Raw genomic sequence first — 26,647 nt, 5'->3', positions numbered from 1 at the left:
CCAGCGGTTCACCCTGTCATGGCTCCGTCGGGCCGTCGCGTGCCGCCGCCAGCGCCGACAGCGCCCGGTAGCTCGCAGCCACGAGGGGTACGGAGACGAGGGCACCCGCGACCCCGGCGAGAACCGCGCCGGCGCTGACCGCGACGAGGATGACGGCGGGATGCAGCCGCACGGTGTGCCCCATGATCAAGGGTTGGAGGAGGTTGCCTTCGGCTTGCTGCACGCCGATCACGGCGGCGAGGACGATCAGTGCCGCGGTAGGACCGTCGGCGACCAACGCCACCAGCACCGCCGCCGCCCCGGCAAGGGTCGCACCGATGATCGGGATGAACGCGGACACGAAGGTCAGGAACGCCAGCGGCAGCACCAGCGGCACACCGACCAGGAACAGCGCCAGACCGATGCCGGCGGCGTCCACGGCGGCGACCAGCAGGGTGCCGCGCATGTACCCGCTGAGCGCGTCCCAGCCACCTGTACCCATCAGTCGCGCGGTGCTGCGGTGGCGCTCGGGCAGCCGGTCGACGACCCATGCCCACATCCGGTGCCCGTCCTTGAGGATCAGGAAGAGCAGCACGAGCGCCAGCGCGATCGCGCCGACGGTCTCCACGGCCAGGTACGCGCTGGCCGCCGGATCCGGTCCACCACGGCTGAGCGCGGCGCGGAACTGCGCCCAGACGGCATCCAGGTCCTTCTCGTCGATCGGCAACGGCCCGCCGACCAGCCACGACCGGGTCCGGGCGATCCCCTCGTCAAGCTGCCGGCCGAGGTCGTCGAACTGGTCCACCAATTGCTGGCCGAGCAGCGCCAGCGGTAGGACGAGCACGAGGACGAGCACCAGCACGCCGGCCAGGGCGGCCAGAGCGCGTGGCAGCCGCAGCCGCGCGAGCCGGTCGACGAGGGGCATCAGCAGCGAGGCGGCGAGCAGGGCGGCGGCCACCGCCAGCGTCACCGGGCCGATCCGAGCCAGCGCCCACACGGCGAGCGCCAGCGTGACCGCGACCACCAGGGCGCTGCCGCAGACGACGGCCGCGCGTAGCAGGCCGACCGGGAGTCCGCGCAGGGGCGGTCGGGCCCTACCCGGTCCGTGGCTCATTAGGGTCCCGTACCCGCCCTCCTGTCCGGCTCACCCGCGACGGCTTTCCGGCCGGCCCGGATCACCCGTTCGGGCGACGTGAGCGCAGCGGTGAGCCGTCGCGTCGATGAGGGCAGATCGTCATCGATTCGTCGTGTTGCCTCACAGCCGTCGTGGGTAGCGCAAGGGGAACCAGCCGCGATCGAAGGAGCAGCGATGACGTACGTTCCCTGGTTCCTGCCCTACCAGCCGCCGTCAGCGTTTCGCAGCGAGCCCGCCTGCGCGGACGCCCGGTTGGCCTGTCGGCTGCTGGACCGCATGCTGCGGGATCCGCTGCTGCGCCACGAACACATCTGCATCGAGGTGCAGAACCGGGTCGTGGTTCTCGAGGGCGTCACCAGCTCCGTCGAGGTGCGCGCACACGCCCACGAATGCGCGTGGGACACCCCCGGGGTGCACGACGTCAACAACCGGCTGCACGCTTCCCAGCGCTGAACGGGGTCGCGGCGGCGGGCAGTGGCGGCTGTGCGTCCATGCCAATCGTCGAACGGTTTGCTCAGGCGCCCGCGTCCGCTCGGGACGTGGTCAGGCCGGTCACGTCCGTCGTATGGTCCGCGCTGAGCCGTGGTGGGCGGCGGTGGGCGCTGTAGCCGAGGTCGATGACGACGGGCAGATCCGGTTGTCCCAGTGCCTGCCGGGCGTGGCCGACGGCGATGGTTTCGAGCCGTTGCCGCAGCACGGCGATGTCGGCGTCGGGATCGGCGGTGACCCGCAGGACGAGACGAGGCCGTTGGGCGGTGCCCGAGACCCTGACGTCGGCGTCGTTGACGTCGGGGAAGCCCGCCACCTCCTCCTCGACGGCGGTCCGCAGGGCGCCGGTGTCCAGGACCGTCCTCCCCAACTGGCCGTCGCCGGGGAGGGTGATGTGTCGCTGGCGGGGTTCGGTGCGGACGACGCTGGTCAGCCAGCCCACGCTGAGTAGGGCGAGGACCACGGCGACGAAGGCCGCCAACGGCCAGAGCCAGTCGCCGTTGTCACCGACGAAGCGCGCGACGGGATTGTCGAGCAGACGCTGGCGGTGGACGTTCTCGCCGTACACGTCGGTGCCGGCGAGGATGACGGCGACACCGACGGCGAACAGGAGGACGGCGAAGAGCGTGAGCAGGACCCGGTTGCGGCGGTCGACGCGCATCGACTACTCCTCGGTGTCGAGCCGTACGTACGGGATCGGCGGATTGATCAGGCGCAGTGTGTCGAGGCGGTGCTGTGCGGCGGCGGTGATGTCCCGCACGGGCCCCATCCCCGCAGCCGTCGTCGACACCACCTCGGCGCGGATCTTCAGCCGACGCTTGCGAACCGTGACGTTGGCGTCGCGGACGCCGTCGACGGCCACGACGGCGTTGCGTACGGCCCGCGCCAGGCCACGCCGGGTCAGGGCGGTGTCGGTGCGGGGGTCGACGGGTTCCAGTCGCAGCCGTCCCGGTGCGCGGCGGACGAACTGCGCGATCAGCAGCAGGAGCGCGACGATCGTCAGGCCGATGCCGATGGTGCGGACCAGGGCGCTGCCCCAGGTGGCACCGCTCGCCCAGCGATACAGGCCGGGCCAGTCCAGGGCGACCCACCCCGCACCCACCCGGAAGGCGACGACTTCGCTCGCGACGAGCAGCAACCCGAGGGCCAGCCCCAGGCTCAGGAGGAAAGCGAGCAGACGGTTGAGGACTCGCACCGTGGCCTCGTTTCACCTCACCCGGGCGCGGGGCGCCTGGTTGAGAATCAGATCGTCCACCGTGATCTCGACCTCCTGCACGTGCAGGCCGGTCAGGTGGGACACCCGGGTGCGGACCTGGTCGCGGACCCGCGCGGCCACATCGGGAATGGAGGCGGGCCAGCGGACACCGATGGACAGCTCGATGCGGCTCACCGATCCCTCGACCTCCACGGAGGCCTTCGGTGGCGCGTCCAGGTCAGCGGAGCGGGTGCCGAGGCGACCGGACCAGGGCAGGGTCCGCCCGAGCACCCGCGGGGCGGCGCTGCCCGCCTCGGCGATCTCCCGTGCGGCCCGGGCGGCGATCTTCTCCACCACCCGGTCATGGATGTGCAGGCGCCCCAGGTACTCGTCTTCCGAACGGCTGGACACGCCGACCGCTTCGCCGACTGTCACTGGCTGCTCCGGCGGCCCTGGACGTACGGACTCAGGTCGATCTCACGGGCGACGACCTTCGCCACGGCGAAGCCGATGGCTCCGAACAGTGCCACGATGACCATCTGGCCGAAGCTGCCGAACGCCAGGGCGAACCCCAACGCCAGGCCGAAGACGGCGCCTATCAGTTTGCTCATGCTGTCGGCTCTTCCCATCCTGATTCCGAATCCCGCGGTCCGCCGGTCGGCGGCGACGCGGGGCCTGGACACACCGCGATCAGCCCACCTCGGGTCACCGGCCGTCGCCGTCCGGTGGGTCGCCCACATCAGCGACGACGACGTCGATGTGGCGTCCGGCGACCAGCGGCGCCACCGCCGCGCGGACCTGCGCGGCCAGCTCCGGGGCGCGCGCTCCCCACCGGGCCCGGACCTGCACGAGGACCGTGTCCGCGTCGACCACCACCCCGTCGACCCGGCGGCCGGGCAGGTAGGTGCCACGTCCGCCGAGGGCGACCAGGCCCGCCACGGCCGGACAGGCGCGGACCGCGGCGGCGACGGCGTCGACGTCCACGCCGTCGACCACCGCCACCGGCTCTACCGCCACCATGCTCAGGACACCCGCGACTGGTTCTGCTGGCCGTCACTCTCCGGCAGGTGCACGTCGTCCACGCTGACGTTGACCTCGACGACGTTGAGCCCGGTCATCCGCTCGACGGCCGTCTTGACGTTGCGCTGGATGTTCCGGCCGAGGTCGGCGATGCTCACGCCGTACTCGACGATGATGTCCAGGTCGACGGCGGCCTCGTTCTCGCCGACCTCCACACCTACCCCCTGGGACACGTTCGGCCCGCTGCTGCCCGGGATCCGCTCGCGGATGGCGCTGAAGGCGCGCGTGCCCCCGTCACCCATCGCATGCACGCCGGCGACCTCCCGGCAGGCCACCCCGGCGACCTTCTGCACGACGTTCTCGGCGATCATGATTTTGCCGTCGTCGTTGTTCAGCCTGCTCTGACCGGCCGACCGGCTCCCGCCCACCTGTCCAGCCTGTTCAGTTCTGACGTTCTGGCTCATCGGCGTTGCCCACTCCCTCGGCTGCTCGCTCCGGCACCGTTCGACAGTTGTTAAGCCTGTGGTCCCGGGCCGCCTGGGGTCGGCGATGGCACCGACGTTCCCCCGTTGGTGGCAGGGTCACCCCGCTCAGCGCAGCGGGCGCAGGACGGCGGCGATCGTGGCGACGCCCTCGTCGATGTCGGTGGCGGTGCGGGCGGCGTAGCCGAGGACGAGCCCGGGGGCGGCCCGGGACGATCCGACCATCGGCGATGGCGGCGCGCAGGCGCTCGGCCAGCCAGAGCGGCTGGTCGGCGGTGCGGCCGCAGACCTCAAACGTGCTGATCGTCGCCGAGGCGTTGCACGCCACGGCCGCCGTCGACGTCTCCCGGCTGGTGGACGACCTGGCCGCGGAGCTGACCGCGCTGTGGTCCGCGCCGGTCACCCGCGCGGTGCTCGACGCGGGGGCCCCGGGCTGCGAGGTGCCCCACGACAACGGCCTCACCCGACAGCGCCGCAGGACGCCGAACTCGTGCGGGCGTTACGGGCACCTCGTCCGCATCACCGCAGCGGGCGCCCTGACCGTCGGGCTGTCGCTCCACTGCCCGGGCTCCGACGATAAGTACGCTAGCAGTGATCTTGCGTACGCGGTATCCGGCGGACGACCGACTGCGCAGGTCAGCGGGGGTGGCTAGATTCGCCCGATGCCCATCAACATGATCACTGCGGGGTCGGCCGGCACCTGGACGCTCGGCGACCTAACCGTCAACCGGATCGGATTCGGCGCGATGCGTCTGACGGGTGACGGCAGCGCGGCGAGCGACCGCGACCGGGTCGTCGGGGTGCTGCGCCAGGCGGTCGAGCTCGGGGTGAACCACATCGACACGGCGGCGTTCTACTTCTCGCCGCTGCGGTCGGCGAACGAGTTGATCAACACGGCGTTGTCGCCGTACGCCGATGACCTGGTCATCACCACGAAGGTCGGGCCGGGCCGCGACCCCTCCGGCGAGTGGTTGCCGCTGGCCCGGCCGGATCAGCTGCGGGGACAGGTCGAGGAGAACCTGCGCCAGCTCGGCCGCGACCATCTGGATGTCGTGAACCTGCGCCAGCACGGGCTGGACTCGGTCGCGGAGCACTTCGGCGCGCTGGCCGACCTGCGCGACGCCGGACTCATCCGGCACCTCGGCCTGTCGAACATCCGCCCGCACCACCTCGCGCAGGCGCAGGCGATCGCCCCGGTGGTCTGCGTGCAGAACCCGTACGGCGTCGACACCCGACGCATCCACGACCAGTTCGTACGCACCTGCGGCGAGCAGGGTGTCGCCTTCGTGCCGTTCTTCGCGATCGCCGGCGACGGACGTGAGGCCGGCGGCGTGGCCGCCAACGAGGCGGTGCATGCCATCGCCCGCGCGCACGGCGCGACGCCGGCGCAGGTGCGCATCGCGTGGACCCTCAGCCGCGGGCAACACATGCTGGCCATCCCCGGCACCGGCAACCCCGACCACCTGGTCGAGAACGTCGCCGCCGGGGCGCTGCGCCTGTCTCCCGAGGAGTTGGCCAGCCTCGAGTAGCGGGGCCGTGGCAGGCCGGTCGCCTGCCACGGCACCACCACCCGTCGACGATGGGCGCCGACGCGGCCCCCTAGTCGCGACGGCGGATGGCGGTCGGCCAGCAGCGCGTCGTGACCCCGATCGTGTTCCAGGTGTTGATCGCGATGACGAGGGTGAGCAGTGCCGCGGCACCCTCCTCCCCGTACGCCGCGACGACGGCCGTGACGGTCGACTCCGGCACCTTCGTCGTGGCGAGCAGGGTGACCTGCTCGGCGAAGTGGAGAGCGGCGCGCTCGGCCGAGGTGAACAGGTTGGAGTCGGACCAGATGGCCACGGCGTCCACGCGTTGGGCCGTGACGCCGGCCCGGCGGGCGGCGCGGGCGTGCATGTCGACGCAGTAGGCGCAGCCGTTGAGCTGGGAGGCACGCAGCCGCACCAGTTCGCGCAGCGCCGGCTCGATGCCAACCCGGTCCAGCTCGGCGGTCGCGGCCTCGTCCAGCTGGTTGACGGTGCGGGCGAAGGCGGGAACGAGTGCGTCGAAGTCGAGACGGGCGGGGATCGGGACGTACTCAGTCGCTGTCATACCGAGAACGCTAGAGCTCGATCGCCCCGAATCCCTGGGGCAATTCGACGCTTCTGCCTTGGGTCAATCCGCGCTCCGTCGGACGCTCGCCCGGATGCTCTCCACGAGAAGCGCGAGCGCTGTCTCGTACTGTCCGGGGGTCGGGCCGCCGTACCCGACCACCATCGCCGGCTCGTGTGCTCTCTGCCCGGAGCCGAAGTGGAAGGACCCGAGGCCCTCCACGAGCAGCCCGCGGGCGGCGGCCTCCTGCCGCACCGCCTCCTCGGAAGCCCCGGCGGGGAGCGCGAGCAGGCATTGGAGGCCGGCGGCGAGACCGGCCACCTCGCAACCGGGGAGCTGGTCCGCGACGACCTCCTCCAGCCGGCGGCGACGCGACCGGTAGGTGGCGCGCAGCCGCCGGACGGTGCGGTCGTAGTCGTGGCCGTCGACGAACCTGGCCAGCGCCAGCTGCTGCAGTGCCGCGGGCTGCCCGCCAGCGAGCGTGCGCTGCTCCAGCACGTCGGGCAGCAGCCAGGTGGGCAGCACCGCCCACGCCAGGCCGACACCCGGCGCGACCGCTTTGCTGGCGGTGCCCAGGTACGCGACCTGTTGCGGTGCCAGGGACTGGAGCGCGCCGATCGCTCTGCGGTCGTAGCGGAACTCCCCGTCGTAGTCGTCCTCGATGACGAGTGCGTCGACACGCTGCGCCCATCCGGCGAGCCAGCGGCGCCGGTCGGCGGCCAGCGGAACGCCGACTGGGAACTGGTGGGCAGGGGTGAGGACCACCGCCGAGACGTCCAGCGTCGCCAGAGTTCTGACATCGGCGCCGTCCTCGTCGACCGCCACCGGGACGGGCGTGAGCCCGGTCGCGGCGATCAGCCGCCGATGGGTGTCGTGACCGTACTCCTCGACGGCGATCCGGGTCGCGCCGCGCTGGCGCAGGGCCCGGCACACGAGCACGAGCAGCTCGCCGAATCCGTGGCCGACGACGACCCGTTCCCGCTCGACGACGACGCCGCGGGTGCGGGCGACATAGGAGGTGAGGGCGCCCCGCAGCTTCGTGGTGCCGGCGGGATCGGGATAGCCGAGTTCCGCGGAGGTGGCGTCCAGGGTGGCCTGACGCGCCGCCGACGCCCATTCCCGGCGGGCGAACGCGGCCGTGTCCGGTATCCCGCCCCGCAGGTCGATGGAGCGACGGTTGACCGCCCGCTGGCGCGGACCCGTCCGGACGTACGACGGCGACCGGGCGGAAACCCAGGTCCCGGCGCCGACCCTCGATTCCAGCCAGCCCTCGGCGGCGAGTTGGGCGTACACGTCGGCGACGGTGTTGCGGCTGATGCCGAGGTCAGCGGCGAGCGTGCGGGCGGCGGGCAGCCGGGTGTCCGGGGTGAGCTGACCGTCGATGATGGCGGAACGCAGAGCCACCTCCAACGACCGCCCGGGGCGGACGGGTGAGAGGTCGAGGTGCAGGTCCAGGCCGAGGGTCACGAGAAATCCTAGATTGACCCCGTTGACGTGCGTCAACGGGCAAGGTCATCCGGGCCAATCCGATTCCGACCCACCGGGTGGCTGGCGCTGTGGGCAGACGCGCGTCGTGCCCCGCAGCAAGCGCCCCCCAACCGCACGCAACCACCCCAAGATCGTCGGAAACGCCCATCGAAGCAGAACATTTGCACGAGTTTGCGCTATTTTGCGCGTCCACAGTTACAACTTCTTAACGTAATTGCATGATCATGCGCCGCGACTGAAGCACTAGATTGCTGACGTAGAACGCAAAACTGGTCAGGCAAGCCGCCCTGCGTGGGGCCGGGTTGAGCATCGGCCCCGGATGCTGCGGTTGCGCCTGGACCGCTGGATGATACAGGAGGCGGACGTCCGATGGGTCACCCCCGGCATTGCTCCGCTTCGATCGCGATAGCTGAATTTCCGAGAGTTGAGGCTGTGTCGTCGACAGGCGGCATGGCTTCTTCTCTGCGGATGTGGGGGTGTTGACGCGGTGCCTGCTTTTCAGAGTTCTGAGGATCTGGCGGAGTTCTTCAAGTGGTTTTATGGTGAGGAGCTTCCGGGTCTGCAGCCGGAGCGGTTTTATGCTTTGGCGCAGGAGTTGCATCAGGTCGCGGATTCTCTGGATGAGGCGGGTCTCGAGTTCCTGGACGGGGTGCGGACGATCCGTTCCGGGGTGATGGGCGCAGCCGAGGAGGCGTTCGTCGATTCGTCGGAGAGTGTGGCGGAGTCGTTGGGGTTGGCTCCGGATTATGTGCGCACGATGGCGCAGATGATGAATCAGTTCTCCGCGTTGTTCAACTATGTGATCATCACGGTGATGGCGATCACGGCCCTGTTGCTGTTCGAGTTGATCGTCGCGTTGAAGCTGTTCTGGATCAACCCGGCGCTTCTGATGGAGTGGTTGGCGAAGGCGCCGGCGGTGCGGCAGGGTCTGTTCCGGTTGTTCATGCAGCTCACGGCGAAGGCGAGCCTGGGTGCGGCGTTCAACATTATTTACGAGTTGCTGGTCGATGTGTTCGCGCAGTTGATGAACCGGGCCAAGCGGTATCAGCGGGGGTGGAACAACAAGAACACCGGCGACGCGGTCGCCTCGGGCGCCCTGGAGAGCCTCGTCAGTGGCCTGTTCGGGCTCGGCGGGTCCGGGATGCGCCGGCTGGGCCGCAACACCCACGTCGGCGGGAAGAGCGTCACGGAGCATCTCCCGACGGGTAAGGGCGGCAAAGCCCTCGGGGCCGGGGCGGGTCTGGCCGGTAACGCGGGCGAGGAAGTCGCCACCGAGGTCGTCGTCGGCGGCATCTTGAACGGTCAGATCGACACCAACATCTTGGGGCCGACGGCGGTGTCCTCGGTGCTCAACGGTCTGACGTTCGGGGGCATCGGCGCCGGCAGGGACGCCCTCACCGGCAGCGGGGGACGCGGCGGCGACGGGGTTCCGCCGCGCACGTCGAGCACCCCACCCCCGGCCACGACCCCGGCTGCGCCCCCGGACACGGTCGCCGACGCCGACCCGGTGCCGGCCTATGAACCGCCACCACCGGCATACGAGCAGCAACCACCGGCGTATGCCGAGGTTGACCCCGGCGCGGGCACGGGTGCCGGAGCAGGAGTTGCCGGCGGTGCTGGCACCGGCGGCACCGGCGGCACGGGCGGTGCGGGCACGGGCACGGCTCCCGGCGCGGGCACAGGTGCGGCCGCCAGCACGGGCACGGGTGCGGCCGCCGGTACGGGCGTGGCCCTGCCGGGTGCGGGCGGCCCCGGTGCCGCGGGCTCCACCGGCGCAAGTGTTCCACCGACTTCGGGCACCCCGGGCACCCGCACCGATCCGCAAACCACCGTTGACCCCCAGTCGATCCCCCAGACCGGCGGTGACCCGCAGTCGATCCCGCACACAAGCGTTGACCCACAATCGGTCCCCCGGACCGCCGTTGACCCGCAGACCGTTTCGCAGACCGGTGGTAGCCCGCAGTCGGGCCTGCCGGCTGGCCCGCAGACCGACGTCAGCGCACAGCCGGGCGCTGACGCGCACTCGGGCGTTGACGCGCAGTCAGGCCCGCAGACCGGCGTTGGCCCGCAGTCGGGCGCGCACTCCGGCGCCAGCCCACAGTCCGGTGCCAGTTCGCAGTCTGGCCCCCACGCTGGCGTCGGCTCACAGTCGGGTCCGCAATCTGGCCCGCAGACCGGCGTTGGCTCGCATTCGGGCGTGCAGTCGGGTACGCAGTCCGACGTCGGCTCGCAATCGGACGCGCATGCTGGTGTCAGTCCGCAGTCGGGTTCGGAGGTTGGTCGTCGGGCTGACTCCGAGTCGGCCGTGATCTCGGGGTCGGCCGTGATGTCGGGGCCGGCGCCGGTGTCGGGTCTGCCTGGTGCGCCTGACGGTGTCGCGGGTGCTGCCGAAGTAGTGCGGCTGCCGGGGGCGGTGGAATCCTCGCCCCCGTCGTCCTCGTCTTCGTCCCCGTCGTCCTCGCCCTCGGTCTCGTCGTCGCTTTCGTCGGTGCGGGCGCGTGGGGGTGCGCCGTCGCGCGGGGGTGTGCCGGGGTGGTCGGCCGGGTTGTTGGACGCGTTGGTGGTGCGGGCGGGTAGTTCTGGTGCGTTGGCGGATACGAGTGCGGGGCGGTTGTGGGGTGTCCTGGCTCGGGTGCGGGGTGAGCGCGGTGGTGTCGCCGTTGGGCGGGGTTCTGATGTGTCGTCGGTGGTCGCGGGTCAGTTGGGCGGCGGGTGGCGTGGTGGTTCTTTGGGTGATTTGGAGCGGTTGCGTCCGGGTTCGGTGACGGCTGTCTGGACGCAGAAGAAGCTGAAGAACGGGCGTGTGCAGGTCGATTTTGTCCTGGTGGAGCGCCTGGAGGATGGCCGGTTCGTGCAGGTCGAGACGGTGCGGAAGAAGGCGCCGGTTCGGACGGAGTTCGATCTGGCGGGTTGGCGTGGGTCTGGTGACCCGCCGGCGGTGTTCTCCACGAAGTTCGTGGTTTTCACCGATGCCAATGAGTTGGGTCAGCTTCCGATCCGCCCGGTGGGTGACGTGTCCCCGGTGGTGATGCCGGCCGGGACCAGAGTGACGCCGGGGTCGGTGGCCGCACCGGTGACAAATGTGCCGGTGGCGGGTGTGCCGGGGCAGCGTCAGGCAGTTCCCGGGGTGGTCGGCCAGATGGCGGCGGGTCGGGGCGCCGGGGGGACCAGGACCCAGCCGCCTCGCAGCGTCCACCAGCCCGATCCACAGCGGTCCGGTACGCAGCAGGCTGGTTCGCGTCGGGGTGAGGTGCGGGGGGCCGACGCGCGGGTGCGTAGTGGGTTTGGGCAGTTGCCGTATGCGCGGGGTCCGCACCCGATGGATCTGCGGGCGGCGTCTGGTGAGCGGCGGGTGGGTCACGCGTCGGGTGATGCGATGTTCGCCAGTTGGATTCACGGTAATCCGTCGGACTCCGAGGCCCGGAAGACGTATCCGTGGTTGGCGGAGGTGAATCCACGCAACGTGTGGTGGCGGCCGGGTCGGAAGGTCGCTCAGGTTTTCGAGACGAACTGTGTGGTTGCGGCGATCGCGACGGACATGTCGTTGCGGACGGGGTTCGGGCACAAGGCCAGTGGCACGACCGCGTTGCCGCTGGGTGATTTGATCAATTATCAGCGTCAGCAGCTCGGGCTTGCCGATGACGCGGAGGCGGTCAGGTATCGCGTCAAGGACATCCGGTCGGTCCGGGAGGCGATCAAGAGTGCCGCTGTTCCGGCTAAGCAGCCGGGGTCGCGTCGGTGGCAGGGGCCACGGGGTCTGGTGGTGGTGCAGACCCCTTCGGATGCCACCGCGCACGTGTTCAACGTGGTCCGGCGGTCCGACGGCACGGTGTATTTCCTGGACGGGCAGACGGGTCGGGCGGCCCGTCTGCCCAAGGGGGAGTACACGATCGATTTCCTGCCGCTGACCCCCGACATCCCGCAGCCGAGGGGTTCGGCTCGTGTTCTGGACCTGCGGCGGCGGACCCAGTTCGTGGACGACATCCAGGCGACCACGAACAGCCTCGTGCAGCCCTGGCTCGATGCTCGGGTCAACAATCCGTTCGATCCGATCAGGAACCCGTTCCTGCGCCAGCAGGTCGAATCAGCACGCGACGCCGTGGCGGCGGTCAACGCCCTGGACCCGACCGCGGACAACGCGCTCTGGTGGGCACAACTCGACAACGCACGCGAGAAGTTGGCGTCGTTCCGCGACGCCGTGGACGGCGCCGGCCCAACGCCACGGTCGGACGCGACGTTGAACGAGGTCATCGCACGGGTCGATGACGCCCTTGCCACCGCGACCAGCGACCACGGCTCTTTCGCGCACGTCAGCGCCGAGGACCACAACGGTCTGCGGGTTGGTGGGGTGTCGTCATCGTCGTCGGCGCTGACCAGCTTGCAGGAGGCGGTCGGGCTGGCGAACCCCCCGACGTCGGGTGCCTCGGGCACCCGGTTGGCGGAGTGGATTTCAAGGGCCGAGAAGTTGCCCGCAGACGCAACTGACTCGTTGCCGGGCGATTGTGTACCGCGGGCCTGGGGTGCGTTCACCGCACTGCACGGACGGGCCGCGAACCAGACCGTGGACAACAGCGTGATGCGGGACCCGAACGCCACCGACCTGGTCCGCGCCCTCGGAGGAGACCTGGAACCGGTAGGGCATCTTCCGCAACTATCCGAACGCCTCCTCACGGGCATCAAGGCGGCACCGTCCCACACGATGGTGTTGGTATCAGCGCAGCCACCCAACCAACCCCGCCACCTCTTCTGGCTCTACGCCGACACCGACAGCGCCGGGCAGATGACTCCACGCTGGATCGACACCCAACACCCGGGCCAGTTCCGCAAGGCCGCCTCACCAACCGACCGATGGTCGGACATGCTCGCCCTCCCCGACACCACAGTCCTGGTCCTCGACCACACCGGTCACCCCGCCACCATCCACGATCTGCTTCCCGCAGCGGCCCCGACAGACCCCGAGCCCAACCTGGACGCCACCCGCAGCACCCAAGCGGTCCTCGATCCATCAACAACCACCCGGCACGGCATGTCGGGCCGGCGACCCAGCACCCGCAGACCCTCCGCCGACCCCGCGGTGATAGCCATCGGCACGCCCCCGGCGGCAGTTCATGCGCATATAGACCGCTGGGTGGCCAGCCGTGACGTTCCGAGCGACCTGAGGGATCACCTCCGCGACGCCGCCGTTTCGCTGTACAACTGGACGTCGCTTGACGGTGGCAACGTTGCCAATCTGGACATCCTGATCGGCCTGCTCGATCAACCCGAACTCCTCTCTCTCATCCACTCCAGTGAAGCGCTTATCGGCTTTTGGCTCAACAAGCCAAGAACATTGGAAACCGTTTTCTGGAAGATGCCCAACATCTTCAACAAGCTAGTCTCGGATAGCCCGGATACTACGAATCCCGACATGACCCGGACCGTCCACACCGTGGCGGGGTCTCTCGACTACCTCGCCACGAGGTACCCTCGCCATCTCGACAAGATCGAGAGGGATCCCCGACTTCGGCACACGCTCGTCAACGAGCACACCCTCCTGGCCCTGGAGAAGCTAGGCGACCATCTGGATCTGCTGATGACGCCACACGAAAAAAGTCCGCTAACGCGGAGGCTGATGGGCCTGACACCGCATGTCGCGCAACATATCGCGGCTCATCCAGACCCTGTGCGGGCGCTCGATAAGATAAATTGCGCGATGGGTGTGAGCGAGGAACTTTTCGTCAGCAGTCACGCAGAACAACAGGTCGATCTCATCTTCGAGAATGACATGCGCGTTCTTGACGTGCTGGGCCGCAACCCGGCTGCCACGCGGCCCGCCGTTCGCGTGCCGGGCATGCTGAAGGCGATCCTCCGGGATGAAAAGGTCGCGGAGATCCTCAACACCCATCCAGATTTCGCGGACACCCTCATCGACAGCCCCGAACTGGGCGCCCGACTGGCAGCGTCGACTGCGCTTCTGCGCGCTGCAGCGAAGAACCCAGCGGTGACATCCTGGCTCTCCCAGGACCCCACGAAATTCGACTCTACATCAGACGCGGATCTGCTGAACGAGTTGCAGACCATCGACGTTCCCCCGCCGGCATCGGAGAAGTCCTACGGCAGTATAAAGAGCCCCGCACTACGCCAGGCGGTCATGGCTGACTCCGCGTCTCCGACCAGCAAGAGGTTGATATTCAAGCTGCTGGACAAGAACAACCCAGCCTTGAAGGAGATATTGGACAGGGATCCCGATCTGCTGGCGCATCCGCATGAATACCGAAGACTGCTGCTAGACGATGATCTCATCAAGCGACTCATTGCGGACCGACGACTTCAAGAAACGCCGGGGCTGCTTCGCATCGTCATGCTGAATGACATTATGATTGAAGCTTTCGGAGACCTGGGACAGCCGGACGAGACACCTGCAGCTGCCAGAGCAAGAGCCGACCGGAGTGCGACGCTCACCGATGTTCTCGATCCCACGCGGAACCCCGATGGTCATGTTCTAGCGGAGAGGGCGCTACGCCTGAGCAGCGCCGCCCGCGCTATGTTCGCCCGAGGCGACCTTCGGACAGCAGAACTGATCTTCCGAAACCCCGCCCTCCTCGAGGCCATCCAGCAGGACGACCGCCTACTGAATATTGATATGACATTCAGCCGTTTCATGGTTGAGGTCCTTCTCATCCGAGATGAGAAGTTCTTGGATGACGCAGTCCAGAACATCGAAGGTATACAGGACCTCATCCTCCATCACGACGGCGCCCGCGCGGCGTTTTTTGACGCCGCACAGCCGTCGAGATTGTCCGGAACATTGGCCCGACACCCCCGGGAAGCCGCCCTGCTCGCCGGACTCCCGACCGGCTCGCTGGGCAGGGGGCATTGGGAAGCAATTCTGAGCAACGAATCTTTCTTCGGTTATCTCGCGGCGGGCGAGGGCATGAAACTGGCCCAGGTGCTGGCGTCAGATCCCGAGTTGTTGCGGGACCTCGTCAGCCGGCCACTTCCACAGAGCCTGAAAGAATTTGAAGCGTTGTTCGACGGGAAATTGAGCTCTGGCGCGGCTTCCTCGACCGGCATGGACCAGCACCCTCTGCTGCGGATGGCAATCAATGACCTAGGGCCGCAGGAACTGACGCCGGAAGGAGTACCGGTAGATCCCGAACAGCTGGAAGAGGCCGTCATCTTCTTTATCGAAGATGACGATGATGCGGCCCGACAGATGTTGGAACCTGAGTTTGCGGACGAGTGGATGGACGTGCGTCGTCGGGCACGGAGCGATGCCCAACTGCTCGCAGCGATGAGGCGCAGCCCAGGCTTGGCGTTGGCCCTGATGAAGTCGACCGAACTGGTGGACCTGCTGCTCGACAGGCCGGCGTTACGCAATCTGCTCGACGACCCCACTCAGGCGGGTATTGTCATCGCCGCGATGCTGCAGACACCGGATCTGTTCACCGCCATGCAGGACGATTACCGATTTTTCGATGCATATATCTCAAGTGAGACTCTCCGCCAATCGACAGTGGAAACTCCATCTCTTGCCGAAGAGCTTTCAGTCAACCCCGCGTTCGCCACTCTACAGGAGCTGCACCCGCACGAAGTAAGCAGTATGGGTACGATCGCGAACGTACTGGCACGACGCAGCCCGGCGTTGACGAATGCCTGCATCCGCGACGTCGGGGGCGCGCTGGATGCCCTGCGCCAGCCTGATTTCGCTCCGGCTCTGTTCAATCAGGATGAATCGGTTCGGGCGGCTATATTCAGTCGCCCTCCATTGCTGAGATTTCTGTCTCGCAATCCTCAGATGATCCCCCGCCTCGCAGCGCTTCCCGAACTGGCAACGGTTCTACAGGGTCACCCGTACGAGCTTACCGACGACCAGTATGAAGACCTGTTCGAGGGTCCGTTGTGGGAGCAGCTGGCCGCGTATCCTGAGATGGTTCCTTCAGTGTTCTCTTCTGACGAGACGCTCCGTACGGCGATAGCCGCACCGATTGTTGTCTGGGCCATGGCCGAGGTACCGGGTGTCACGGATCTGCTACGGGAGAACAAGGGATTTCGATCGCTGATCCAGGCGCAGCCTCAGGTTGCCGATTACCTGCGACAGAGTGCGACCGACCTGGCCCCGGCGCTGCGCGAGTTGCCTGACCTGATGGCGTTCATGGCGCAGGGGCCGGAAAACAGCCTTCTGATCCACGAGAATCCACATCTGGTGCCGGCATTCCGCGCCAACCGTGGTCTGGTGGCGGAGTTCGCCACGGATGGGGTGTTGCGGGCGGCATTGGTGGACAACCCCGGGTTGGCCGGGGCGTTGGGGTCGCGTGGGCTGCGCCAGTTGCGTGGCCGACCGCGTCTGCTGCGCGTCCTGGCCGAGTCCGGGTCCGGGACGGTCGTGGATGCGCAGGCATGGCGAGGTCTTCTGCGTAACCTGCGGATGCTTCATCTTCTGGATGCGCAGGCGGATTTCGCTGCGTTGTTCATGACCAGCCCGGACCTTGTGGCGTTGTACCACGACGACCCCGACCATTTCGTGGATTCGGCTGAACGGTTGATCGGGGCGGGCCGGTCGGGGTCCTCACTGACCGCGGACGTCTTCCCACCGAAGCCCCAGTCGGGCGCCGCCCCGATTGCCCTGCAGTCCCGTCCGGTCCAGCAACCGGAGCCGGTGGCCGACTCGGTGCCCGCGGTGACGTCTGACGTGGTCTCGGGGCGGGCGCCGGAGCGACAGCAGGCCGCCAGTGCAACGGCGGTCGCGGTGAACGAGTCCGTTGAGGTGCGGGAGCTGTTGCGGACTCCTGGCCGCGGCGAGGTGGTGCAGGCGATGGTCGCCCACCCGGACCTGTTGCCGTTGTTGCTCGCCACGCCCGATGTGGCTGCCTACCTGACCGACCACCCGAGTCAGCTCGACAGGTACCTGTTCGCAGAGTTCCTCCGGCAACGGGAAGCGTCCCGGCCGTGGGAGCGCGCCGTCTTCGATGAGGACTTCGCCGCCTTCCTGGACGCCCGCGGCATCGCCCCAAGCGACCCGACGTTGCGCGCCGAGATGGTGAAGGGCGCCCGGATCACCTGGTCGCGGGCACGGGCGGCGTGGACCGCGCAACGGGCGCAGGCTCAGGCGGATCGGCGTGACCGCTTCGCCCGCCTCGACCCGGTCGCTGCGGAGACGTGGGTGATGAGCGGGCGCGTGCGTTACGGCGGTGTGGTCACCGCCGATGCGTTCAGCCCCGAGGAGGTGCGCGTCCTGGAGCGGGTTGCTATCGGTGAGGCGGTCCGCGAGAGAGCACTCGCCCTGCACCGTCCCCTGCACGCCCACCTCAACAACGGGGGCGGGGTGTCGTTCACCTATCTGGTCACCGAGGACGGCAAGGTCGACGTCTTGGTCTACGCCAAGAGCGAAAGCCGACAGGGCAACGCCTACCAGTGGCTCGGCGCCGGGCGCGACTACCGGGACGGGGCCCTCGACATCGCGGCCGTCGCCACCGACCAGGCCTTCATCGCGTCCCGCGACCGCGTGGCGAGACGCGCCACTATCGCCACCGGCGCCGGTGAATCGCAGACCTCCGACCGGGCAACGGTCCGTCCCGGGCCTGACGTGGTCGACACCGACGAGGCCCTGCGCACCGCGATCCGGGACCACTACCAGGCCGAGGAGGAACTCAGCACCCTCGCCACCGCGACCTCGGCGTCCGCACCAGCCGCTCCGGCAAGCAGCAGTAAGAAGAAAAAGAAGAAGAAAGCCACCACGACCACGCAGCCCCCCACCCCCCAGGCCACGCAGCCCACTTCGCTCGACTTGGCCCGCGACAAGGTCAGGCAGACACGACAGCGCCTCACGAACCATGGGGTGGTCCCCACCGGTCACGGGTTGAACGATTCAACGACGATCGTCGACGACGAAGCCGCACGCACCCGGTTTCCTTGGCTGACGACGGTGAACCGCGCGGGCTCCGCCACGAACTGCGTACTCGCCGCGATGACATCAGACATGAGCTACGCCGGATCCGAGATCCTTGCGGCGCCGCGGGATGACGCACAACCAGAATCGCACCTCCTGAACTATCAACGGCAGCGGTTGGGGCTGGCCGACACCGACAACCCTCCGGTGTTCCGCACCACTGACGCCTCGATTCGTGACGCCTTGGCCGGCGCTCCCGTGGGTGAACGAGGAATCGTGCTGGTCCGGGCAACCACGGGCGGGTCGCGGACGGCGCACGCCTTCAACGTGATACGCGACGCCTCCGGGGTCGTCTTCCTCGACGGGCAACACGGCGGGCTGGCCCGAGTTCCAGAGCAGTACGACGAGTGGCTGTTCCTGCCGATGACCCGCAACATCCCCACACCGGCGACCGCGGAGCTCGTTCCTGCGCACGAGTTGAGTGGCACAGCAGCCGGCCTTGACAGCCCGCCGACCAGGGCGAAGGCGGACCTCGCCGACCTGCCGCCCGAGGTGTCGGCCGAGCTCGACGCGTTCGCCGCCCAGTGGGCCTGGGAGACGGCGCTTCGTGCCGAGACCGGCGAGGCGCCGCCGCCCGTCGAGGTCGAGCCGGCGTACCCAACAGGGGTTTCGACCGAGCGGTCTGAGACGCGACGGTCGGCGCGGCAGCTCGCCCAGGGCAGGGTCGCGGCGCGCCGCACCGTGGCGGCCCTCACCACGCTGCGGGACACGCACCTTGAGACGCTACGCCGGACCGGGCTGGTCGGTCCGGCGGGCGAGGCTCGAACCGGCGGTACGGCAAACCGTCCGTCGTCGGCCTCCCCGACCGATCCCCGTGCCGGAGCTGCGCAGGGCTGGGAGGTGATGCGGTCGGCGGCCACCACGATGTTCGTCGCCGACGGATCACCACAACGGCCGGCACTACCCCGGTTGGCCGAGTGGCTCGCCGCAAACGAGCCCCCGCCCGGGGCGCCACCGCTCTCGACCGCGGACACCGTCGTGGCGATGCTCGCCGTCTACCTGGTGCGGTGGGGGCACCTGCCGAATGGCCGCCTGCCGGACAGCTTCCGGCGCAACCCAGATCCGTCCGCGTTGGCATCCGCCCTGGGCGGCGAGTTCACCCCGATGGGCGACGCCCGGCTGGCCTTTGCGGCGGTCCGCCGTACGCCGGGGTCCATGGCGGTGATCCACGTGCCAGGAGACCCGGATCGGGTGTTCGGGCTACTCGCGGATGACCGGTCCGGCACGGTCCTCCCCCGCTACATCGATCTGGGTACGGCGAACTCGATGGACCGGGTGGCCCGGGAGCCCGGTGATGCGGTGTCCGACGAGTGGAGTCGGGCGATGGAGACCCCGGGTGCCCGGCTACTGCTGCTGGGCGCGGATGGGCGGCCCAGCACGGTGAGCGCCCTGCTCGCCAGCCCGGAGAGAGTCCCGCCGCGGCGGAGCACGCCCGGCGGCGACGGGATCGCGCACGATCGGGACCGGACGGTGGAGGCGCTGCTCGACCCCAGCCGTACGAGCCGGAGACCGGGGGCTCTTGCGTCGCGCTCGAATGCGCCGGCCACCCGGACCCCACCACGCCCGGGACTGCCCGCCCATGCGCTCCCCGCCGAGCAACCAGCGTTCGGACGGCCGATCCCGTCCGTTCCGAGGCCTCCTGCGGTCCCGGCGGCTGACGCCGGTTCGGCCCAGACGACGTCCGGCGACACGTCCGGAGCGGACGACTCGGCTAAGTCGTCGTCCGGTCCGGAGCCGATCTGGAGCACCGTCAGCGAGGCCGACCGGGAGGTGGCGGACGAGGTTCGGGCTGTTCTGGCGCAGACGCCCGAGCTGCTGAACGTTCCGGCCACCCCGCTTGACCCCGAAGGCTGGGCCGGTCGTGCGGTCGACGTCACCCGGCAGACGCTGGTCGCACGTGGCGTGCCCGTCAGCGAAACCGATCCGTTGCTGCTGGCCCTGCGTGCCGCGCCGGAATCGTTCCTCAACACCCGTCGCCGCTTCGACATCAAACTGCCGAAGCGCCACTGGTGGGAGAAGACCCGGGTCCGACACGTCGAGGTCGAGCTGGTACCCAGGCCAACATCGACGGACCCGGTGCTGGTGGATGACGGTGCCAGGGCGGCTCGGTTCACGCGGGAGCGGGTCGCTACCGCGCGCGGTCGTGGTCCGCGATCGCGTGGGCTCTGGCAGGTCATCGTGCCGGCCGAGGTCGCCGGTGTCCCGGTGACCGCAACCCTGGGAGTAGCCGACGCCCGACCCGCCCAGTCCTCCGGCAATTCGGCCACAGTGATCGACTACACCCTGGCCTACGGCGATCCCGCATCGCATCTGGTGGGTGCCGAGCTCGAATTGCGCTTTCGGCTGGACGGTGAGACGGAGCAGACAAAGACGCCGCTCGGCCGACATTGGTTCCGGATCAACGAGCGGCACGCGCGGATGACACTCGCCGACCCGAGCTCGACGCCGCATTCCCTGGATGAGAGTGGGCGCGCGCTGTGGCCGGAGAGCCGGATCGTGCTTGACGTCCAGGGTACGGCCGACCGCGCCGCAGAGAGTCTGTTGGGCGACATACCGGTGGCGGAGCCGGGTAGTCGGCGCCTGCAACGCCTTCGCGACCAGTGGTCGTCGAGGTTCTCGCTAAGGAGCCTCTTCACCGGCACCCGGGCCCCTACCGTGCTGCCCAGCAAGTCCTGGATCGGCCTGCCGAGCGCGGTGGGCGGCCTGATGGTGAAGGAGCTTCGGCCGGTCGCGGTGCAGGAGGTCGGCAGGCCGAATCAGAATTTCCGCGCCCGACGACAATCGATTTCCACCATCGGCTCCAGCCAGAGCATCAGCTCCACCACCGGCTTCCGGGCACAGCTCAGCACCGGTACCGGCCTCCCGTACGCGCGGTTGAGCGCCGGACCTGTCTACATGCGAACCAGCACCACCAGCACGAGCTACGCACTGTCCGCCAACACCCGGGTGGCCCAGGAATTGCGTGCTCCGACCGTCGTGGTCTGGACGACGTACGAGATGACCGTCGCTCGGGCGGCGTACGTCGGCCGCCGACGCTATTGGCTCAAGCGACCGCGGACGGCCAGCACCGAGGTGGTGCGGCTCAGAGTGCTCGAGGAGGTACCGGAAGGGCTCTACCACGCCGCAACCTCTCCGGTTCCCTCCCGCTCATCGATGGTGGGCCCTGGATCGGCGACGTCGCCGGAGCCTGCCCGTACGGACAGCTCCACGACGCCGCTTTCTCCCCCACCGCCGGCACAGGATCATCCGGTGATGCCCGGACCACCGGGCGTGCGCAAGCCAGATCAGGTTCCCGCGCTCGAGCGTCGGCCGGACCAACTCCTGGTGGATCGGGTGGGAAATCTGGTGGTACGGGGGGAGCACCGGCACCTGCCCAGCTACATGTGGCAGGGCGGTCGGCTACGCGTCGACTCCGAGCCGCTCGGCGCGGAGCTGCTCGCCGAGCGGATCGCGGCGGAGATATCGCGGGTCCTCGCCCTGCCGGAGAACGCCAAGTACCGGGACTTCCTGCCGAACTGGGATGCGGACAGGACGAAGCGGGCATGGATCGATCGCGTGCTGCAGGCGATGGTCAATCAGGAGAGTCTCACTGTGCAGGCCGGGCCGACGGCGCTGAGAGCGGACTTCATCTCACTGACCTCCGGCGAGCTGGCGTTCAACCTGGAGATGCCGGGCACCGACCGCCGCCACGTCCTGACGGTGGTGGTGCGCGCGCGTCGGGCCAATCCGGATACCGGGCCGGAGCATCTCGGCACTCGGGACGAGCGCCGACGCGTCAAGCGTCCGCCGACCAGTCGGGCATCGACGACCCCGTCGGAAGCCCGCATCGAGGAGGTACCGGAGGAGGACGCGGGGCGACAGGAGGTGCCCGGATCGTTGGCCGCGGAGAGCCAGGCGACCTCGTCCGGCGCGCAGCCCGCGAGTTCGACGGCCGCCCCGTTGCCGCTGGTCCCGAGACGCCAGCGGCGGGCCAGGACGACCTTCTCGGGGGTCAGCAGAGGAGTCTCCACGAGTTACGAATTCCACGTCAACGCCCGGGGTGCCCGTTTGGCGCACTTCACTGCTCGGCTGCGTCACCAGCGTCAGCGCGCTACCACGGTCTCCACGGGGGCGGAGGTGATCTGGCTGAGTTTCGACCACGGCATCCAGGAGCTCTTCCACGACGAGCAGGTCGTCACCATGGAGCTGTTCGTGCTCGACCACGCGGTGGGGACCCGGAACATGTCCCGTCGGTTGCTCGACAGCACGCCCACCGCTGAGCCGATGCCGGTCGGCGGGCAGATCGAGTTCCGGCACGACTTCGTGTTCGGAGTCGCTCGGGACCGGACGTTCACCGCTGACCAGGAGCAGCTGTCCCACTCGGTCATGCTGGCACAGCCGACGGTCAGCCCTCCGGTCCCACTCGGTGCCGAGCGGCGCGGCACCCTGGACCTCGGCCTGCCGACCGAGGGACAGAAGGTCACCGACTGGAGCTATGTCTCCTACGTGGAGGGCGGCGAGCAGCTGACCACCGCCATCGCGGAGGCGATCACCGACGCCCGTAGGCAGATGGTTGAGGCTGGCGCGTACGGTCGCGGCACACGGGTCGGGGTGCTCACACCAGGATCCGACTCCGCCCTCGAACTCAACCGGATCGGCAGACCGAACTGGCTGGCCAGCATGCTGCCGGCCATGTCGGAACAGCCGCTCGCGCTGGTCAACCTCGGCGAGATCATCGGAAGTCCGTCGATCTACGGCACGGTGTTCGTCCAAGCGATCGTGGATGAGAGCCGCACGGGACCGCACGACGTGTTCAGTGACGGTGGTGAACAGAGCTGGACCAGCATCGCCTCCGTCAACGGCTCACGGAGCACCGGTCGTCAGCTCGTCCTCGGAGCGGGACTCGGCTGGGACGGGGCGGTCGGCGACTCCGCCTCAATGGCGGGGCTGCTTCAGCACCGGCGAGCGTACGGGCACAGCCGAAGCAAGGCGGTCGAGTTGACCGGGGCCGTGGAGCTCAACGACACCTGGGACCCGGGTCGCGGCCTGGCCACGCCGGTGGTGGCCAGGGTCCGGTTCGTGGTGCAGGCGGTCCTGGTAAATCCGCAGGTTGTCGGCGCTAGCAAGCTCTACTCGGCCCGCAGGATAGTGAACGGGGGCACGGCGTTCGGCACGATCCACGCCGACCACGCGCGGTTCAGCGGGGTGCTCGACGAGGCGCGCCCGCCGACCGACAACGAGCCGGCGCTCGACCCGCCGCGGATGTTCGCCGTCGAGCCGAGGGAGCCGCTCAGCGCCCCACACGGATCGATCGGCCGAGCGGCGGACGGGGAGATCGCGCTGCCTGTTCCCCCGGAGTACGTCGGGACCGGTCAACTGCTCAACCTGCCGTCTCTCGGCAACCAGATGATCGAGTGGCTGCGCGGGATTCGTCTCCCGGGGAGCATCGGCGAGGGCCGGCGACTGATCGACGACGGCGAGGACGGGCTGGCGAACACGGTCGTCGTGCTGACGAACACCAGTGCCTCGCACCTCAAGGGGATGCTGAGCAAGGGCACCGAGTCGATCCTGCTCACCTACCGTGGGCCGGCAGGAAACGACCACGTCCAGTTGGTTGTCCAGGTCGTCGCGCAGGACAGCACCGGCAGGGCCACCACACCGACGATCCATCGGGTTCACGCCGGCACGAAGAACCTCGAGATGGACATGATGGGGGCGAGCGCGAAGACCGACACGACCGCTGTCTCCCGCACCGCCTACAACGTTGCCAGTCTGCAGCCTGGTGGCTCCGGTGGGGCGAACGACGCCACCTCGGCGGCTGGTGAACTGGCCTTGTTCCTCGGTACGTCCCGCAGCACCAGCCAGTTCGACACGGCCGCGGACACCAGCCTGAACATCATCGAGGAATCCGGCTCGGAAGCCCAGGTGCGGCAGCGAGTAACGATCATCGCGCAGGCCTTCCACCAGGGGCGAGAGCTCGCCGACCCGCTGAGAGTCGAACACGATCTCTGGACATCGCTGCGCGCCAACCACCTACCGACGTCATCGGTTGAACCTGGCCCTCCGCCCCCGGCCGACCCGACCGTCCGAGTCCTGGACAGCACACCAAACCCTGACCAGGCACTCCAGTGGCAGATCGGCAGGTGGGGGGAGTCGACTCCGCTCACGCCGATGCCGGATCACTATCAGGTGGTGAACTTCCGGGGCGCGCAGCCGATCCAGTCCGCCGCGGTTCTGGCGCTGCGACGAGCGGGTGCCCCGGGGGAGGTGACCAGGTTGGGCAGTCGGGCCGCCCACCAGCTCACCACCGCCCTCTCACCGTCGCTGCTGTGGGGCCTGTCTCCGAAGCGACTGGCCCATGCTCCGATCCCCATTCCGGTCGAGGGCGGCGGATCGAGCATGACGGTGACGCTGTACAGCAGGGCACGATCGGTCAGGCTGGCGGCGGTGCTGCCGCAGATGTACCGCGATGGGCACCGCTATGAGACGAAGCTGAGTGGTGTCAACTCTGGGATCGGCGCAACCGACTCCGGTGCCGTGGCAGGTCTCGGCACCCAACAAGTGAACGCTCCGGCCGACGCTGGCCCCACCCCGTCCACCGGCGGTGAGCCTTCGGGGAACCCGGCCCTGCGGCCCGAGTTCTGGGGCGGCACCGACGGGCGCAACCCCGACTCCTTCCAGGGGGGCGCCGGAGCCACCTACTGGGGTGGCTCACCGGCCACGGACAGCAGCGGGGCGTGGCACGGAGGCTTCACCTCCCACGCGTTGGTGTCGCTCCGAGGGCCGGTCGCGTTGACCTGGGTGTCGGAAGAGGTCCTGGTGGTGGCGGAGGTGCCGCACGCGCTAGGCACCCGGCGCGCAGCGGTGACGGTCAAGATTCCCGAATCGCTGAAGGTCTGGATGGCCCTGTCGGACGCGGCCGAGATCCTCGGACTCACCACGAACCCCGCGGCGATGAGCAAGCTGGACGAGGTCAACTCCGCCGCGCTCGCCTTGGAGGCGGCGTTCGGGACCTGGCAGGAGGCCGCCCGCAACCTGGAGCGGGAGCGGCTCGATCCGGAGGTGCGACGACGACGGGACGGCTCCTATCCCCCGGCTCCCGCACCCAAGTGGCCGACGCAAGACGAGATCGAGGAGGACGCGAAGACCCATGCGGCGGCGGCCACCTACCTGAAGGCTCAGCAGGATTGGAACGAACGAAAGCGCGAACTGGACGCCAAGGTCGCTGCTCTCAACAGCATCGCCGGGCAGGGGACGTCGTCAGCCCCGCCGGACGAGACAGATTCGGACGCGAGCCAGGACTCGGTGATCGAGCCCGACGCGGCACCGCCCCTCGAGCGCGACGCGGCGCCACCCGTTGGGCCCGACGCCGCGCCACCCGTCGGGCCCGACGCGGCGCCACCCGTTGGGCCCGACGCGGCGCCACCCGTTGGGCCCGACGCGGCGCTACCGCTCGAGCCCGACGCGACGCCCTCGCCGGTCGATCCGGAGCGGGTGCACGCTGGCGGCGCTCCCCTCGACTCGGCTCCGGGTGGCGAGCAGATCCCCACCCGACAGCCGGTGGACGCGGCTACAGCCCTTAGCCTCGCCTTCCGCATGACCCTGTCCGAGGAAGCGCCCCGCACGTCGATCGACCGACTTCACAAATGGATCAACGCGGTCGAGCCGCCGTCCCCGAAGGCGGCGACCGGGTCCGACGCCACGTCGTCGGACTTGCCCGCACATGACTGCCTGATCCGCGCCGCCGGGGCGTTCTCGGCCCTGCACGGGCGCTCGTCGAACAGTCCGACGACCGACGACTTCCGCCGAGCGCTCGACCTGCCTGACCTGGTGACGGCGTTGGGTGGAACACTGCAACCCACCGGCCGGGTATCACCGCAAGATCTGTGGCAGGCCCTGACGAACACCCCGAACGCCATGGTTCTGGTGCGTGTGCACAACGACACCGAGCACCACGTGTACTGGTTGGTCGCCGACAACCGGAGCGGAACCACCGTCGTACGCGTGGTCGACACTCAGGTGCCCGGCAGGTTCGAGGACCCGGTGCGGCTCGGCGACCTGGCGGCGCAACTGGCCCATCCCGGTACCGAGTTGCTCGTGCTCGACGGCGACGGGCGGCCGACCACGGTGCAGGCACTGCTCCCGGTGGCGGAAGCCACCGTTCCTGCCCCGCACCCACCCGCCGCGGGCAGACCATCCGTCGCGCGGTCGCCGGAGTTGTACGGGCTGTCGTCGGCGTCCCCGTCGATCCGCGGTCTCGGTGGCGCGCCCGCCCGACGGCGCTCCGACCCGATGGTTCCGTCCGCCCCCTTCCCGGCGCTCAGCCCACCGCGTGATGAGCGGACGACGCCGCCGTCACACAGGTCACTGTCACCGGAGCGAGGGACGCCGACAGTGACCGAGGCGGACGTGCCGGAGCCTGTCCCCGTGGCTCCCGTGCCCTCCTCGACCGCGCTGCTGGGCAGCGACTCCTCGGCTCAGGAACGACGTAACGGCCCAGCTGGCCGGGCGCCGACGCCCGGTCGCAGGGGTGGCGACCCGCGGCGGGAGGCACGGGACCTGGCCCGTTCCAGCCTGGGCACGCTGCCGCACCGCCCGGACTCGGGAGGCTCGTTCGGTGATGGGACAGCCCCGTACGCCGGCCTGGGCTCGTTCTTCGGACCCCTGTCGGCGGCCAAGATGAGGTGAGGTCTCCGTTTCCGGCAGCCTGACCCGTGGTTCGGCCCTCGCCGAGCTGCACCGTCCATCCACGGAGCAGCTCGGCGAGCCGGCCCGGGGCCTCGATCGGCTGCGAGACCGCCCAGCGGACCTACGCGCTCGCGTCCCGGACGCAGGAGAGGGGCGATCGGCAGATCCGGCGC

At 69.1% G+C, this 26,647-nt stretch carries 13 protein-coding genes; 4 read left to right on the top strand and 9 right to left on the bottom strand.

Going from position 1 to position 26,647, the window contains the following annotated elements; translation table 11 throughout:
• Positions 1–16: 16 nt before the first annotated feature.
• Entirely contained in the window at positions 17–1,093 is a 1,077-nt protein-coding gene (locus tag ACIBTV_RS03975; protein ID WP_396702125.1) for an AI-2E family transporter, read from the bottom strand.
• A gap of 195 nt (positions 1,094–1,288) precedes the next feature.
• Between ACIBTV_RS03975 and ACIBTV_RS03970 the strand changes: the two genes are divergently transcribed.
• Positions 1,289–1,567 carry a BON domain-containing protein gene (locus tag ACIBTV_RS03970; RefSeq protein WP_396702123.1) on the top strand — a complete coding sequence of 93 codons (279 nt, stop codon included), beginning with the start codon at positions 1,289–1,291 and terminating at the stop codon, positions 1,565–1,567.
• Between the two features lie 61 nt (positions 1,568–1,628).
• On the opposite strand, the gene amaP is transcribed toward ACIBTV_RS03970, so the two are convergent.
• The 6 genes from amaP to ACIBTV_RS03940 all read right to left on the bottom strand — a co-directional run bounded on the left by amaP (position 1,629) and on the right by ACIBTV_RS03940 (position 4,246).
• Positions 1,629–2,264 carry an alkaline shock response membrane anchor protein AmaP gene (gene amaP / locus ACIBTV_RS03965; RefSeq protein ID WP_396702121.1) on the bottom strand — a complete coding sequence of 212 codons (636 nt, stop codon included), beginning with the start codon at positions 2,262–2,264 and terminating at the stop codon, positions 1,629–1,631.
• A 3-nt stretch (positions 2,265–2,267) separates the two neighbouring features.
• A complete protein-coding gene (locus ACIBTV_RS03960; protein WP_396702119.1) occupies positions 2,268–2,798 on the bottom strand; it encodes a DUF6286 domain-containing protein in 531 nt (176 codons plus the stop codon).
• Positions 2,799–2,810: 12 nt separating this feature from the next.
• Positions 2,811–3,233, bottom strand: a complete 423-nt coding sequence (locus ACIBTV_RS03955; RefSeq protein WP_396702117.1) for an Asp23/Gls24 family envelope stress response protein — start codon at positions 3,231–3,233, stop codon at positions 2,811–2,813.
• Positions 3,230–3,409, bottom strand: coding sequence for a hypothetical protein (locus tag ACIBTV_RS03950; protein WP_396702115.1), 180 nt, complete (start codon positions 3,407–3,409; stop codon positions 3,230–3,232). The genes ACIBTV_RS03955 and ACIBTV_RS03950 overlap by 4 nt, the downstream gene beginning before the upstream one ends.
• Positions 3,410–3,503: 94 nt before the next feature.
• Entirely contained in the window at positions 3,504–3,818 is a 315-nt protein-coding gene (locus ACIBTV_RS03945) for a hypothetical protein (protein WP_396702114.1), read from the bottom strand.
• Positions 3,819–3,820: 2 nt separating this feature from the next.
• Complete coding sequence (locus ACIBTV_RS03940; RefSeq protein WP_396702112.1) at positions 3,821–4,246, bottom strand: Asp23/Gls24 family envelope stress response protein; 426 nt, start codon at positions 4,244–4,246, stop codon at positions 3,821–3,823.
• 284 nt (positions 4,247–4,530) lie between these two features.
• Between ACIBTV_RS03940 and ACIBTV_RS03935 the strand changes: the two genes are divergently transcribed.
• Both ACIBTV_RS03935 and ACIBTV_RS03930 read left to right on the top strand, forming a co-directional pair.
• A complete protein-coding gene (locus tag ACIBTV_RS03935) occupies positions 4,531–4,953 on the top strand; it encodes a hypothetical protein (RefSeq protein ID WP_396702110.1) in 423 nt (140 codons plus the stop codon).
• A gap of 9 nt (positions 4,954–4,962) precedes the next feature.
• The gene (locus tag ACIBTV_RS03930) at positions 4,963–5,829 is read left to right on the top strand and encodes an aldo/keto reductase (RefSeq protein WP_396702109.1); all 867 of its coding nucleotides are present in this window, start codon (positions 4,963–4,965) and stop codon (positions 5,827–5,829) included.
• Positions 5,830–5,899: 70 nt separating this feature from the next.
• Here ACIBTV_RS03930 and ACIBTV_RS03925 read toward each other — a convergent pair whose 3' ends face one another.
• Together ACIBTV_RS03925 and ACIBTV_RS03920 are read right to left on the bottom strand one after the other, a co-directional pair.
• Positions 5,900–6,391 (bottom strand): carboxymuconolactone decarboxylase family protein, encoded by a 492-nt coding sequence (locus tag ACIBTV_RS03925; protein ID WP_396702107.1) that lies wholly within the window; start codon positions 6,389–6,391, stop codon positions 5,900–5,902.
• A gap of 63 nt (positions 6,392–6,454) precedes the next feature.
• Positions 6,455–7,858 (bottom strand): PLP-dependent aminotransferase family protein, encoded by a 1,404-nt coding sequence (locus tag ACIBTV_RS03920; RefSeq protein WP_396702105.1) that lies wholly within the window; start codon positions 7,856–7,858, stop codon positions 6,455–6,457.
• 508 nt (positions 7,859–8,366) lie between these two features.
• Here ACIBTV_RS03920 and ACIBTV_RS03915 point away from each other — a divergent pair.
• Positions 8,367–26,474: a toxin glutamine deamidase domain-containing protein gene (locus ACIBTV_RS03915; protein ID WP_396702103.1), complete on the top strand. Its 18,108-nt coding sequence runs from the start codon at positions 8,367–8,369 to the stop codon at positions 26,472–26,474.
• Positions 26,475–26,647: the final 173 nt, after the last annotated feature.

The sequence above is a fragment of the Micromonospora sp. NPDC049366 genome (genome assembly GCF_044466625.1).
Classification (GTDB): domain Bacteria; phylum Actinomycetota; class Actinomycetes; order Mycobacteriales; family Micromonosporaceae; genus Micromonospora.
This window is presented reverse-complemented; position numbering and strand designations above follow the sequence as displayed.

What these genes read in the sequence shown, in the direction of transcription:
- ACIBTV_RS03975 (WP_396702125.1), bottom strand. Translation starts at nt 1,093, where the DNA reads ATGAGCCACGGACCGGGTAGGGCCCGACCGCCCCTGCGCGGACTCCCG.
- ACIBTV_RS03970 (WP_396702123.1), top strand. Translation starts at nt 1,289, where the DNA reads ATGACGTACGTTCCCTGGTTCCTGCCCTACCAGCCGCCGTCAGCGTTT.
- amaP (WP_396702121.1), bottom strand. Translation starts at nt 2,264, where the DNA reads ATGCGCGTCGACCGCCGCAACCGGGTCCTGCTCACGCTCTTCGCCGTC.
- ACIBTV_RS03950 (WP_396702115.1), bottom strand. Translation starts at nt 3,409, where the DNA reads ATGAGCAAACTGATAGGCGCCGTCTTCGGCCTGGCGTTGGGGTTCGCC.
- ACIBTV_RS03945 (WP_396702114.1), bottom strand. Translation starts at nt 3,818, where the DNA reads ATGGTGGCGGTAGAGCCGGTGGCGGTGGTCGACGGCGTGGACGTCGAC.
- ACIBTV_RS03935 (WP_396702110.1), top strand. Translation starts at nt 4,531, where the DNA reads ATGGCGGCGCGCAGGCGCTCGGCCAGCCAGAGCGGCTGGTCGGCGGTG.
- ACIBTV_RS03930 (WP_396702109.1), top strand. Translation starts at nt 4,963, where the DNA reads ATGCCCATCAACATGATCACTGCGGGGTCGGCCGGCACCTGGACGCTC.
- ACIBTV_RS03925 (WP_396702107.1), bottom strand. Translation starts at nt 6,391, where the DNA reads ATGACAGCGACTGAGTACGTCCCGATCCCCGCCCGTCTCGACTTCGAC.